Source organism: Mesobacillus boroniphilus, from assembly GCF_018424685.1.
GTDB lineage: Bacteria > Bacillota > Bacilli > Bacillales > Cytobacillaceae > Mesobacillus > Mesobacillus boroniphilus_A.
Window position 1 is genome coordinate 1,648,715 of sequence record NZ_QTKX01000001.1, and the last position, 13,533, is coordinate 1,662,247.

The 13,533-nt window shown below is 39.9% G+C and carries 15 protein-coding genes; 7 read left to right on the forward strand and 8 right to left on the reverse strand.

The genetic code is table 11. The annotated features are described in order from the left end of the window. Positions 1-29 precede the first annotated feature (29 nt). The 3 genes from DYI25_RS08390 to DYI25_RS08400 all read right to left on the reverse strand — a co-directional run bounded on the left by DYI25_RS08390 (position 30) and on the right by DYI25_RS08400 (position 1,729). Positions 30-188: a hypothetical protein gene (locus tag DYI25_RS08390; RefSeq protein WP_213369613.1), complete on the reverse strand. Its 159-nt coding sequence runs from the start codon at positions 186-188 to the stop codon at positions 30-32. Positions 189-208: 20 nt separating this feature from the next. Further along, positions 209-412: a YozQ family protein gene (locus tag DYI25_RS08395; protein WP_213367944.1), complete on the reverse strand. Its 204-nt coding sequence runs from the start codon at positions 410-412 to the stop codon at positions 209-211. A gap of 144 nt (positions 413-556) precedes the next feature. Next, on the reverse strand, positions 557-1,729 hold the full coding sequence (locus DYI25_RS08400) for an MFS transporter (protein WP_213367945.1): 1,173 nt from the start codon (positions 1,727-1,729) through the stop codon (positions 557-559). 208 nt (positions 1,730-1,937) lie between these two features. Between DYI25_RS08400 and DYI25_RS08405 the strand changes: the two genes are divergently transcribed. Then, positions 1,938-2,108, forward strand: a complete 171-nt coding sequence (locus DYI25_RS08405) for a XapX domain-containing protein (protein WP_213367946.1) — start codon at positions 1,938-1,940, stop codon at positions 2,106-2,108. A gap of 429 nt (positions 2,109-2,537) precedes the next feature. On the opposite strand, the gene DYI25_RS08410 is transcribed toward DYI25_RS08405, so the two are convergent. Next, positions 2,538-4,466, reverse strand: coding sequence for an endonuclease MutS2 (locus DYI25_RS08410; RefSeq protein ID WP_213367947.1), 1,929 nt, complete (start codon positions 4,464-4,466; stop codon positions 2,538-2,540). Between the two features lie 682 nt (positions 4,467-5,148). On the opposite strand from DYI25_RS08410, the gene DYI25_RS08415 reads away from it, so the two are divergent. Continuing rightward, positions 5,149-5,811 carry a Crp/Fnr family transcriptional regulator gene (locus DYI25_RS08415; RefSeq protein WP_213369491.1) on the forward strand — a complete coding sequence of 221 codons (663 nt, stop codon included), beginning with the start codon at positions 5,149-5,151 and terminating at the stop codon, positions 5,809-5,811. Positions 5,812-6,141: 330 nt separating this feature from the next. After that, positions 6,142-6,741 (forward strand): SCO family protein, encoded by a 600-nt coding sequence (locus DYI25_RS08420; protein ID WP_213367948.1) that lies wholly within the window; start codon positions 6,142-6,144, stop codon positions 6,739-6,741. Positions 6,742-6,858: 117 nt separating this feature from the next. On the opposite strand, the gene DYI25_RS08425 is transcribed toward DYI25_RS08420, so the two are convergent. Next, positions 6,859-6,996, reverse strand: coding sequence for a hypothetical protein (locus DYI25_RS08425; protein ID WP_023627787.1), 138 nt, complete (start codon positions 6,994-6,996; stop codon positions 6,859-6,861). Positions 6,997-7,331: 335 nt separating this feature from the next. On the opposite strand from DYI25_RS08425, the gene DYI25_RS08430 reads away from it, so the two are divergent. After that, positions 7,332-8,951 (forward strand): ABC-F family ATP-binding cassette domain-containing protein, encoded by a 1,620-nt coding sequence (locus tag DYI25_RS08430; protein WP_213367949.1) that lies wholly within the window; start codon positions 7,332-7,334, stop codon positions 8,949-8,951. A gap of 51 nt (positions 8,952-9,002) precedes the next feature. On the opposite strand, the gene DYI25_RS08435 is transcribed toward DYI25_RS08430, so the two are convergent. Beyond that, complete coding sequence (locus DYI25_RS08435; protein WP_213367950.1) at positions 9,003-9,137, reverse strand: YuzL family protein; 135 nt, start codon at positions 9,135-9,137, stop codon at positions 9,003-9,005. Between the two features lie 103 nt (positions 9,138-9,240). Here DYI25_RS08435 and DYI25_RS08440 point away from each other — a divergent pair, with 103 nt between their 5' ends. From DYI25_RS08440 to modB, 3 genes are all read left to right on the forward strand, one after another. Then, positions 9,241-9,492, forward strand: coding sequence for a YkuS family protein (locus DYI25_RS08440; protein WP_102263149.1), 252 nt, complete (start codon positions 9,241-9,243; stop codon positions 9,490-9,492). A 178-nt stretch (positions 9,493-9,670) separates the two neighbouring features. Then, positions 9,671-10,444 carry a molybdate ABC transporter substrate-binding protein gene (gene modA, locus DYI25_RS08445; RefSeq protein ID WP_249745289.1) on the forward strand — a complete coding sequence of 258 codons (774 nt, stop codon included), beginning with the start codon at positions 9,671-9,673 and terminating at the stop codon, positions 10,442-10,444. Positions 10,445-10,449: 5 nt separating this feature from the next. Beyond that, complete coding sequence (gene modB, locus DYI25_RS08450) at positions 10,450-11,106, forward strand: molybdate ABC transporter permease subunit (protein WP_213367951.1); 657 nt, start codon at positions 10,450-10,452, stop codon at positions 11,104-11,106. Positions 11,107-11,303: 197 nt separating this feature from the next. Here the strand turns inward: modB and DYI25_RS08455 are convergent, their stop codons facing one another. Beyond that, positions 11,304-11,957: a DUF4352 domain-containing protein gene (locus DYI25_RS08455; protein ID WP_213367952.1), complete on the reverse strand. Its 654-nt coding sequence runs from the start codon at positions 11,955-11,957 to the stop codon at positions 11,304-11,306. Between the two features lie 63 nt (positions 11,958-12,020). Next, positions 12,021-13,409, reverse strand: coding sequence for an alkaline phosphatase (locus DYI25_RS08460; protein WP_213367953.1), 1,389 nt, complete (start codon positions 13,407-13,409; stop codon positions 12,021-12,023). Positions 13,410-13,533: the final 124 nt, after the last annotated feature.

Consider the following 13,533-nt stretch of genomic DNA (forward strand, 5'->3'; position numbering starts at 1 on the left):
AGGCCCTTCTTTAGAAGGGCCTATGCATTTTAAAGATCCGATCTCTTTACCGGTTCCTCTTCGTTATTTGTCTGATTACCAGTACTTGAAGTATATCCTACTCGATAGACAAAATCTTTCTTTTGCTTTAACGCATTTGGCATTTTGTATTGATCACCATTCGATTGGAATTCACCTTTTTGCGACACTTATATCCCTCATTTCCTGCTTACTGATGTCCTCGGTTATTGAATTCATCTTCAGCTCCGGACGAGCGCTCAACTTTTCCGCCGATTTCCCCTTCTGCATAACTGTCGCTAGCTTGTTCATGTGTCATTGCAAGCCCATTTGAGAGTTCATCATTTTTTTGATAATCCGATGTATCATACATACGCCCTGCAAGTTCAAGATTTTTGCCTTTATTCTCTTTCATGAAGTCCCTCCTTTCGTACTTAAATTATTTTTTGATATAAGTACGAAAACCATACTTCTGTTTTCAATAGTATTGAAAACAAAAACCCTTCAAGTAAGAAGGGTTTAATCATCTGCAAATTATAGTAAGTGCTCTTTATCTTCACTAATAACCTGTTCTAAAAGACGTTTTTTTATCATCCTGCAACAACCAGACTGTCAGCAATACACCAATTAAAGTGAGTGCAGCAAAAAATATGTACACCCCATAAATACTGAATTCTTCAAAAATGATCCCGCCGAAGAATGTGAAAAACCAATTGCCCAATCCGTTGCCAACTGCGGAATAAATCGTCACTGCCGTTGCTGTAATATGCAATGGCGTTATATCCCGAATATACTGCAAGCCTGCTGGAATAAACAATCCTAGTGAAAAACCCTGAATTACAGCTGAGGCGTATACAAGTGATAAAGCAGGCTCCGTAAAATAAAAAATCCATCTAACCAATGAGACAAGAGCTGCAATAAAAGCAACCTGAAGCAGTCCTATTTTACGAATCCAGCTTCCGGCAACCCTCATAAATGGAATCTCGGATAACACTGCGATAAGGAATGCGATACCTATACCTGTATATGTGCCACCTCGGTCCTCCACAAACAAACTGAAGTAAAAGTTATTGGCCAGGTTAGGTCCAAAAACCATGAATGTAACCCCAAGGAAAACAAGAAACTTCTTCATCCGCATTAAATCCTTCATCCCTGAGAAAAGCCCGCTCGGACGTCCCGAAGATTCTTTTGGCATTTTCACCGAAAAAGCTGCGGAAACCAACAATGTCAGGAAAAAAGTGTAGAATATCACTTGCGGGTTCCACTCGGACAATCTTCCCATCACAAATACAGCCAACCCAAATCCCAGGGATCCAAATAAACGGACATTGCCATAATTGACTCCAGCCTTGCTTGTGTATTTTAAAGAAATACTATCTGATAAAGGAATGATTGCGCTTTGAAAAACCGCGAGTATCGTCGCTACAATTATGAACGAAAAAAATCCTTCAAAGAAAATATAACCTAAAGCGGCTATACCTGTTATCAAAGTAGTTAAAGTGAGCAGCCGATTATGGAAATTTTTCATGTCGGCAAGCATTCCCCAAAACGGCTGGAAGAAAATCATAATAACTGGTCCAATAGACAGGATAATGCCAATCTGATATCCATTTAAATTTTCAACTTCGCTTAAGTAAACACTTAATAAAGGAAATAAACTCCCTATGCCAAAAAACACAAAAAGATAAAAACCTTGCAAAGTAAAGATGTTGCGCTTAACGTGCTTGTCCATTTGCATCCTCCGTACTGACAATTATAGAGTTATATTTTACCACTATTTCAATATAAGAATAGATCATTTCGTTTTATGCATGATAAAAGAATAAATAAAGCGTTTTCAATTATCGTATGTCATGTTAAAATAATGTTGCTATTGAGTGATCAGACGTCTGCTCACTGAAAAATTCATTAACCATCTTGCCATAAAAGGCGGTGAAAACATGAAAGAAATCATCTTAAGCTTAGTTGCTGGTTTAGCAGTAGGAGTCCTTTTTAAATTTCTGAAACTTCCTCTTCCAGCACCTCCAGTTCTAGCGGGTGTCCTGGGGATTGTGGGGGTTTATTTAGGTGGAGTTGTCGGAGAATGGATCTTGAATTCCTTTAAAGGATGACAGGAACAGCTTTAGCATAGGCTCTTTTCGTATCTTTATAGTATTCAACTTTTAAAAAATACGTATTAAAATGCCTGCCAGCTCGGAAAGCTTGGACGAACAGAGCCCGATGCCCATAAATCGTGGCTTCTTTAAATAGAACTATCCACTGCGGCGAATACAGAGATAGCAAAAATCCACGGATAGCTCCGCGGATTTTTTAATTTCTTTTCATTCGTTTTAATGCATTTTGTCCACACACTGATTGGGATGTTATCTTCTACGACGTTACTTTTTTTATCGAACTGCTATCATCAACATTGCGCTTTTTATCATAAAGATGAATAGGGGAAACCCCTTAGAAGTTCAGAAGAACGTTGCCATACCGAAAAAGAAGAGCCCTTTATAAGAAAGGCTCTCCTTGCAAGTAAATAGAATGATTAAATTTTGTCAAAAATCATCACGTTTAACACTTTCTTCAATATGTTTTTTACTCATCTGGTTCAGCAGCTTTCGGTGCTCCTTGGATTCGAAGATAATACTGAAATCATAATCTTCAGGATAAAGCTCTGATGCAGGCAGATTCAGCTTCAGTCGTTTATAATTTACCTCGATTTTACCGTCCCTGACCTGGACGAGATAATTCCCCTGTCTGTCTGGCCCTTTAAAGATCACTCCCAGCTCTCCTATACTTAAGACATGTACACTATCCCCCATTTCAAATCGCGTTACCTGTTTCTTCGAAATTGCTGAAGACTTCTTTCTCTTGTGCCTGTTTGCAATGATTTGCTGCTCTCTTGCTTTCAACGCCGCAGGGTCATTTGTAAATAACGCTGTATAATCCTTCTCAGATTTGTAGGTTATCGTATGCGCCCGTTCGATCAGCTTCGGATGGATACCAAGCTTCAGTGCAATGGCAAAAGCCTGGCTGTCCCCGCCTTTTCCGATACGCAGGCGGTAAGTAGGCTTAAGTGTCTCAAGGTCAAATTCCATTGAACCATTCATGAAATCCTCATGATTGTCAGCAAAATCTTTGATCTCGCTGTAATGAGTTGTTGCGAATATGGTCGCCCCTTTATTGTTCAGATTCTCAAGGATAGCTGTAGCTAGGCCCATCCCTTCTCCCGGGTCAGTTCCTGAGCCTAATTCATCAAGAAGGACAAGCGTCTTGTCATTGGTTTCCTTCAATATTTCTATGATATTGACAATTCTGGAACTGAAAGTACTCAGATTCTGTTCGATGCTTTGACCATCTCCTATATCGACAAGCACTTTATGAAAAATACCGGCAGTGCTCCCCTCTTGAACCGGCAGAAGCAATCCGCTTTGTGCCATTAACGACAGCAGTCCTGCTGTCTTGATGGACACTGTTTTCCCGCCTGTATTCGGTCCTGTAATGACAAGAGCATGATAGTCTGTTCCAATTTCAATCGTTAACGGAACTGCTTTTTCGCCAAGAAGCGGATGTCGTGCTTCGTTAAATAGAATGATTGGATCGTCATGGATCGCTACTCTTTTTGCATCAATAGACCGGCAGTATTTTGCTTTTGAAAACAGATAGTCATAATGGACCATAGTCTCAATAGCAATCCGAATCTCCTTCTCTTTCCCCTCAGCCAGACCAGTCAAGGCGAACAGCACTTTTTCCACTTCAGCTTGTTCTTCTAAATAAAGCCATTCCATCTGATCCTGAAACGAGCCAATTTCTTCGGGTTCAACAAAAAGAGTGGAACCAGATGCGGATGTATCAAGCACTGAACCTCTTACCTTGCCGCGATATTCCTTCTTCACTGGAACCACATACCTGCCGTTTCTCTGGCTAATGACAGCCTCTTGAAGAAATGGTTTTATTTTTGCAGATTTCAGGAGCTGGTTAAGCCTCTCCTTTAAACGTTCTTCCTGGATTCCAATTTGTTTCCGTACCTTCAACAGGTCCCTTGATGCGTAATCATCAATTTGGCCATTTCGAATACATCTTTGTATCTCAGCAGCAAGATCGGGAAGTTCTTCAATCGCATATACATACGCAGAAACTCTAGGAGCGCAATACTCCTTATCTTTCATAAAACGTCGTATCTTATTGCAGGTTTCCAGGAATGACAGCAGCAGCACCAGTTGTTCTGTCCGTAGCGGTATTCCCTTGTTAAAGCCTTTAAGAACCGTTTCCATCCCTTCAAGACCGTGGATTGGAACACTGGAACTAATCTTGAGAATTTCAATTGCTTCAGAGACTTCCTCCTGCCATGATGTAATTTGTTGCATATTGATGGAAGGCTGCATTTCCCTTGCTTTTATTCGCCCTGATTCAGTCAAAGCAAAGCCGGCGATCTCTTCCTTAATTTTGTCGTAACCAAGAACGGTAAACGTTTGTTCGTTCAAATTTTACTCCTCCTTAAATTTCCGAAAAGCGCAAGCGCCTTGTCCAGCCCCGACAAGCGTTGGAGGCCGATCAATAAAGCCGTTTTTTGACTTCACCTGAGCGGACCGAAACGACTCGAGGGGCTACGCGCTGGAGCTGGACACTAATCGTGGTACAAATAACTTAAATTTTTTATAAATTAAAAAAGCCGCAATGGAACAAAGTCCACAGCGGCTTCTACAAATGCCTTGCAGTCATGGCTGCAGGCATTCCCTTCCAAAAGAAAAAGCTGTGTACAAGTACACAGCTTCTGCTCACGGATATCAAGCATGCTTTACTATGTTCATTGTTCTTAACATTCAATCCAGCACACAGTTAAATAAACCTATTATAGGCCTAAAAAAAGTCCAGATTGACCGTATGAAATTAACGGTTTAGTTAAGAACGACACCTAACATAAAACATACTCCTTAAATAAAAAATTATCTTCTACAATAGATTACTTTCTCTACACCCATTTAGTCAACCTCATTTATCCAATTAAAAGGAAAATTTTAATAAATCCAACATTCTTAAAGTAATGTTCACATTTTCTCTATTGACCTCTTGTTTATATTTCATTTTAAATTAGGATAAACAACGGACGGAAAAGGTGGAGATTGTGTGGCCGGCCAGGAGAATCAAAATAATTTAACATATGAGATGAGCGAATTAATAAAAGCATCAGAAAAAATCATTAAATTTAAAAAAGGTTCTTTTTTATTCCGCGAAGGGCAGGAAGCAAAAGAAATGTTTGTTATTCTGTCCGGTAAGGTACAAATTTCAAAAATGAACGCGGAAGGCAAGGAATTGTATTTAAGATTATGTAATAAAAACGATATTGTAGGCGAACTAACTCTTTTTACAGCAGGTCCTCGATATTTATTTAATGCAAGAGTAGTTGAAGATGGTGAAGCTGCAGCGGTAAATATCGAGACCCTAGAACAAACGTTGTTCAACAATAGCCGTCTTGCTTACCAATTCCTAAAATGGATGAATGACCATATTCGAAAAACCATTACTAAATTCCGGGATCTTGTCCTGCACGGCAAAAAAGGTGCCTTGTATTCTACGCTGATCAGGCTGAGCAATAGTTATGGCATCGAAGAAGATGATGGCATCCATATTAATGTACCAATTACGAACCAGGATTTAGCAAATTATTGTGGAACTGCCAGGGAGAGCGTCAGCCGTATGCTCGGAGAATTACGTGATGAAGGAATCATCTCCATACACAGAAAAAGAATTATCATCCATGATTTACTTTTCCTAAAACAACAAATCGACTGTGAAAATTGTCCGATAGAATTTTGTAATATTGAGTGAATTTGAAAAAGGAAAACACTTTGGGTTTATAAAAATATTCGAGAATGACTGATAGCACCAAGGAGGTAAGGATACAGCCATACCCATCTCTGCTCCGGAAACAGCTCCCTGCCGCTCCCCCTTCCCTGGCGGCTTCTGTGCGCAATGGTGCCGATTGCCAGATCTCTTGAAAAATGTTCGTAGCTTTTAATGCGTTCATAAGCCAGGGTCCTATCATCACACCGGGCATGCCATAATTTTTTCGAAGTTGCTATATTAAACATAGTTCACACAATGTCCATATGATTTTCCTCGTATTTTTTATATCTTTATAAGGGGGAGGATTGTGTTATGAAAAAAATCTATCTTATCAGCTCACTTATTGTGTTAATAGGGATTACATCAGGAATCTCATTTTTTCTAATCCGGGATGCCAATGCACAAATTCCGGAGGATATCACGCTTGTAACCATGGATGAAGAAAACTATACTTTTGGAGAAGAAACAGAGACGATTAAGCTTGTGGAATTCATTTATACTCATTGTCCTGATATCTGCCCAACGACAACACAAAAAATGAACCTGCTGCGTAAAGACTTGATAAAAGAAGGAGTTTACGGTAAGGAAGTACAATTTGTTACTATTACAATTGATCCGTACCGAGATACCCCTGAAGTTTTAAGAAAGTATATGGATAATTTCGGACTTGAAAATGATGGAAATTGGATATTCTTGACTGGTGATCCCGCCGAAATTTTGGAAGAACAACAGAAAATCAAACAGGTTGCCGATACATTCCAATTTCAGTATCGTGACCCAGGGAACGGGTTTTACGTCCACAGTACATTTACTTACTTGATTGATGAGAATAATAAATTCATAAAAAAATTCCCGATGGGGGAAGATTTCAATAAAGATGAAGTGTTCGAAGAAATCATGGACGAAATATAAGCATGCAAAAAAGCGGTTGATTGCACCGCTTTTTTGTTTTCTATTTATTAGTCTTATTATGATTTTCCTGATGACCACTTTAATCGTCTGCACAATGAGGAGAAGCCTGTCTATCACTTAATGTGAATTCACTGTAGTGGGATGTTTCTCTGTTTTTTGCAGGGAGAAAAATTCTGATTTTGGCTTAGTGAAGCTGACTTTAATCCCTGATTCTTTTAGGCGGTTAACAAAATCAACCAGCTGCTTTTTAGCCATTTCAAAAACTCCTTTTATCCATCTTTGTCTATTATTATTTTACATGAAAAATATGAAAAATGTGTGAAAACGAGCAAAAAAATTGACATCAGCTAACAAAAAAAATTATAAATTTCCCAATGGACGCTACGTCGACACTGTGATAATAAGGTACAATTCATCCGATTACTTACTACTCTCGCCTTTTCCCATTTTGATCTCAATAAAAACACCATTCCACAAAAAAACGTTCTCATTCACCTTATTTCCTGCCATCACCCATAAAAAGAATTCGCTCATAGCATTTAAACATGTTATAATCTTTGGGATATATATTAATGGAGGCTACTAAATAAATGATTACAGTTCAAAATGTCGGCTTGAGATATGGTGACCGCAAGCTTTTTGAAGATGTTAATATTAAATTCAATCCGGGAAATTGCTACGGCCTGATCGGCGCAAATGGTGCAGGCAAATCCACTTTCCTTAAAATCTTATCAGGTGAAATCGAAGCGCAAACAGGAAATGTTTCAATGACACCTGGTGAGCGTATGGCAGTATTGAAGCAGAACCACTTCGAATATGAGGATGTCGAAGTGTTGAAAGTCGTCATAATGGGACATGCCCGTTTATATGAAGTCATGCAGGAAAAAGATGCGATTTACATGAAGGCAGACTTCACGGATGAAGACGGCATGAAGGCAGCAGAGCTTGAAGGTGAGTTTGCTGAGCTTAATGGATGGGAAGCAGAATCCGAAGCAGCGATTCTTCTGAAAGGCCTTGGAATTGGCGAAGAGCTTCATGATAAAAAAATGGCTGATATTGGAGGCGGAGAAAAAGTAAAAGTACTTCTTGCCCAAGCTTTATTTGGTAAGCCTGATGTGCTTCTGCTTGACGAACCTACCAACCACCTTGATATCGCTGCGATTCAATGGTTAGAAGAGTTTTTGATCAATTTTGAGAATACGGTTATTGTTGTTTCCCACGATCGTCACTTCTTGAATAAAGTATGTACTCATATTGCCGACCTTGACTTTGGTAAAATTCAGCTTTATGTCGGTAACTATGATTTCTGGTATGAATCAAGCCAGCTGGCATTAAAGATGCAGTCGGATACAAACCGCAAAAAAGAAGAAAAAATCAAGGAATTGCAAGCGTTCATTGCGCGTTTCAGTGCAAACGCATCTAAATCCAAGCAGGCTACTTCCCGTAAAAAACTGCTTGATAAGATATCTCTCGATGATATCAAACCATCATCCCGTAAATATCCATACGTTGGGTTTACCCCCGAACGTGAAATTGGCAATGACTTATTAAGAGTTGACGGAATTACCAAGACGATTGACGGCGTAAAGGTTTTGGATAATATCAGTTTCATTATGAATAAAGATGACAAAATCGCACTTGTTGGGAAAAACGAAATCGCGATTACGACATTGTTCAAAATCCTTACCGGTGAAATGGAACCGGATAGCGGAACTTTTAAATGGGGTGTAACGACATCCCAGGCATATTTCCCTAAAGACAACTCTGAGTTCTTTGAAGGCTGTGACCTTACCCTGGTGGACTGGCTCCGCCAATTCTCACCAAAGGATGACAGCGAAAGCTTCCTTCGCGGGTTCCTTGGACGTATGCTTTTCTCTGGGGAAGAAGTACTGAAAAAAGCAAGTGTACTTTCCGGAGGCGAAAAAGTCCGCTGTATGCTGTCAAAAATGATGCTATCTGGAGCAAACGTCCTTCTATTGGATGAGCCTACTAACCACCTGGACCTTGAATCCATCACTGCCTTGAATAACGGCATGATTAATTTTAAAGGTTCTATGATCTTTTCATCCCATGACCATCAGTTCGTTCAAACTGTGGCGAACAGGATTATGGAGATCACTCCAGCAGGTTTGATTGATAAGCAGATGACTTATGACGAATACCTTGAAAATGAAGAGCTTCAAAAACAAATTGCAGAAATGTACGCATAATATACCCCCCCTCAGGAGATCCCGAGGGGGGTTCTGCTTTGTTATATAAACTTAATCTTTTTTCTGCTTCTTTCGTGATGAAGAAGCCTGCCTGCTCCCTGTTTCACTTACTGTAGTCCCCTGTCCTTCAACCTGTGATGAATTCAACCCAATGGTCGAAGGATCCTTTTTCCTTTTATTACTCATGGCTGCACCTCCCATTGGTAATTAGTATGCCCTTCTATTGTCTGGTGATTGGAATATTTTATACCTGCGCCGGACAACTTAAATTAGTGAGGAGGTGTTATTGATGGCAAGAGTTGGTGTAGAACAATCGCTTACTAACATTTCGGAAGCTTTGCGTGAAAGAGGCCATGACGTCGTTGAATTGCGCTCTGAAGCTGATGTACAGGGCTGTGATTGCTGCGTGGTTTCTGGTATCGATTCAAATGTAATGGGAATGCAGGATGTGTCGATCCAAGGATCAGTCATTGAGGCAAATGGCCTTTCCGCTGACGAGGTTTGCAGCCAAATTGATCAAAAAACCGGACAGAATCAATAGTATTAATGAAACTGCCATCTGGCAGTTTTTTTTCATCTTCCTTACTCCCCAGCATCTCAAATCAATGATATTTTCACCAACTTGTGATAATTTTTGTATGTAGCATCCTTTTTAATTCGATATAATCAGTTATATCTATTGTAAATGTTTAAAAAGGTATTTTGAAAGGATGTCTTGATTGAGGAAATTACATATTTTTCTTTTCACAGCCTTATCACTCTTCATTTCAGGCTGTGCAGATAACAGTGAGACAAATAAAACAGAACTGACCGTCTCTGCCGCAGCAAGTCTCCGAGAAGTAATGGAAGAGGCCGGGCAACTATATATGGAACAAAATCCAGGAATTAGAATTGTCTACAATTTTGGTGGATCCGGTTCCCTGCAGCAGCAAATTTCCCAAGGTGCCCCCGTAGACTTGTTTTTTTCCGCAGCTGAGGATAAATTCGATTACTTACATTCCAAACAGCTTATTGATCAACAACACAGCGTAAAACTTCTCAAAAACGAGCTTGTGCTGATCACACAGAAAGATAACAAGAATATCGATTCTGCAGAATCCCTAGCTAGCGATAATATTGAAAGAATCGCCCTGGGCACTCCCGAATCTGTGCCTGCCGGAATGTACGCGAAACAAGCATTGGTTTCATTGCAATTATGGGGAGATCTCGAGAAAAAAATCATTCCCACTAAGGACGTCCGCCAGGTTCTTTCCTATGTTGAAACAGGCAATGTCAATGCTGGCATTGTTTATAAAACAGATGCACTGATTTCCGATAAAGTTAGGATTATTCCTTTGAATGGAAAAGACCTTCACGATCCTATTGTTTATCCAGTTGGTGTTGTTGCAGGAACTAAGCTTCTTAATGAGTCTATCGGCTTTTTCAATTTCCTAAAAGGACAAGAAGCAATGAAAATTTTCAAAAAATATGGCTTTAAAGCAGCATTGGAATGATTTTTATGAGCAGTGAGTTCTGGAGCCCGATTAAACTTTCCCTTGAAATTGCTTCAGTGTCGGTAGTGTTTGTATTTTTATTTGGCATATTTGCTGCAAGGTTTATGGCAAGGAGGAATTTCTTTGGTAAAACAGCTGTAGAGACGCTGTTAACATTGCCTTTAGTACTCCCTCCAACTGTAGTGGGATTTCTATTGATTGTCATCTTTGGTATAAATAGTCCGATCGGTAGATTAATTGAACATGTTTTCGGCAGTCCCCTTATCTTTAGCTGGTGGGCAGCTGTTATCGCTGCAACTGTCGTAGCTTTTCCATTGATGTATCAATCAGCAAAAACAGGGTTCCTGTCGATTGATCCTGGTGCGGAGGAAGCGGCAAGGGTAGATGGAGCAAATGAGTGGAAGGTATTTTTATATGTTACTCTCCCCCTTTCAGCAAAAACATTAATCACCGGGCTTATTTTAAGCTTTGCCAGAGCGCTTGGTGAATTTGGAGCAACCCTAATGTTTGCCGGAAACCTGCCCGGAAAAACTCAGACCGCCCCAACGGCCATCTATGTAGCACTTGAGTCTGGAAACATGCAATCAGCCTGGCTATGGGTAATTGCCATGGCGGGGATATCGTTCCTTATGCTCCTTTCCACTTCATTATTAAAACAGTAAAGCATGATCACCGTTCTGAAGCTTAACGACATTTATACCGTATCAAAATATTCGTGACGGCACCTGGTTTTCTTGCAATTATACTCTCACAACGAATAAAGGAAGCCATGCTTAAAGGCTTCCTTTTTATAGTATTAACTTTCCGTTTCTCTGCTACAAATAAAGCTCTAAAGGGCATAGAGAGTAAAGATATCCTACTATTTTATAGATACAACAAGCTTTACAGGTTCCCCAATTTTTTCTTTATCCTTACCAACTAGATCCCCTGACAGGATTTCCACCTTTTCGAGGTTATCAAGCTCATCCACTATAAACCCAAGATTCCCCTGCTTCTTTTGTCCTGCTAAAATCTTGCCATGCAGTTCTTCCAGGTAAATGTCATCTTCCCATGTCTTGTGGATTGAATCATTAATATTCACCATTGCAACCGGACCAAAATGATAGCTTTCCTTGGAGTTATTTTTTACTTCCACCCCAATTTTAACAAAATTAAATTCTTCATCATGTGTATACACATGAAAGAAATCAATCAGGCTGTAATCAGGGATAAAATGCAACAATTTAACATCTTTGACTGTGTATTCAATTCCATCGAGATTATAGGTTTTATTGACCTCTTTTACTGCCTTAAGGGTCAATTTACCTTTATCGTCAGTTAGAGAATCCCCTGCTTTTTTCAGTTCCCTGTCATCTGTAACCTGCGGATTCGGTACATACACATCTGCATTCTTCTTAATTGGTTTCTCCGCAACAGTTTCAGCAGGTTTGCTCTCCTTATTTGACTCTGCCTCGGCAAATGAACAACCTGTCAGCAATGAAACAGCCAGCATCAATTGAAGATATTTTTTCAATTCGAAAACCCCTTTTCAAAAACTTCCCGCAGATCCAAGGTTTCTGCGGGAGTAATTAATCAATTATTTTCTCTTGCCGTTTGCAATAATATCAAAAATGTTTTTAGCATTGTCTGTGTTGTCAATCTGTCCATAGAAACGTTCTTTTCCAGGACCGAAAGCATATACAGGTACGTCTTCACCAGTGTGGCCGCCAGTTGTCCAGCCAGTATGAGAACGCTTGTCAAAGATCTTTTCAATAGCGTTGTCGATTTCTCTAGCATCATTTTTTGAAACAGCATCTTTTACTGATTGGATTTCTTCAGCTGTCAACTCAGGCTGATCTACAGACTTAAAATCAATATATTTCTTCAATGTTTCTTCTGCATCTGCGCCATTAGCAATTTGAGCAGCCATGAAGTCCGGAGTGCGTTTTGCAGCCTTGATCGGAGCTCCGAACCAGTTATAGACGCCGTCAGCACCAATTGAATACCCGCCAGTTGAGTGGTCAGCAGTGGCAACGACTAATGTGTGCTTGTCCTTCTTTGCAAATTCGATAGCTGCTTTGTATGCTTTCTCGAAATCTTCCATTTCACTCATCGCAGCAACGATATCATTGTCATGTCCAGCCCAATCGACCTGGCTGCCTTCTACCATCAAGAAGAAACCATCCTTATCCTTGTTCAAACGCTCGATTGCTGATTTTGTCATTTCCTCCAGAGAAGGAGTTTCTTCATTGCGGTCGATCATTTTGTCCATTCCTCGTGGGGCGAAAAGGCCAAGAACTTTTTCATTTTTGTTATTTAGCAAGTCCTGTTTGTTCGTTACATAGCTATAACCATCTTTCTGGAATTCCTCAGTCAGGTTCCTGTCATTACGAACAAAGTTGCTTACTCCTCCGCCCAACATTACATCAATTTTATGCTCACCATTCACCAATTCATCATAATAATCATCAGCAATAGCATTCATATTCTTACGGCTTTCATCATGCGCACCAAAAGAAGCTGGAGTTGCATGTGTAATTTCGGAAGTGGCTACAAGGCCAGTAGCTTTGCCGTTTTCCTTGGCAGCTTCCAGAACTGTCTTCACTTCAGAACCATCATTATCAACAGCGATTGCATTGTTATAAGTTTTGATTCCTGCAGACATCGCTGTTGCAGCTGAAGCAGAATCGGTTACGTTTTGTTCAGGGTCTTCAGGGTAAGTCATCTGGTTACCTACAAGGTATTTGTCAAATTCCGTCTTCTCAGCTTCTGTTGTTTCAGGGTTGTCCTTCAAGTAGCGGTACGCAGAAGTATAGGAAACTCCCATTCCATCACCGATTAAGAAAATAACATTTTTAATTTCTGCACTGGTATTTTTCTCTTCATTTTTCGCTTCTGCGTCAAAAGTACTTACTAAGCTGCCGAACGCTACAGTTGATAGAACAGCGATCGGGAGAATCTTCTTTTTAAAATTTGCTTTAATCATTTCAAGACCTCCAGAAAAGTTATTTACTACGCTTCCTACTATAATGCCAATCTATTAACCTCTTATTAACACACTGTAAAAATACTTTAATTCCTTGTAAAACCTCTTTACAATCATATTTTTC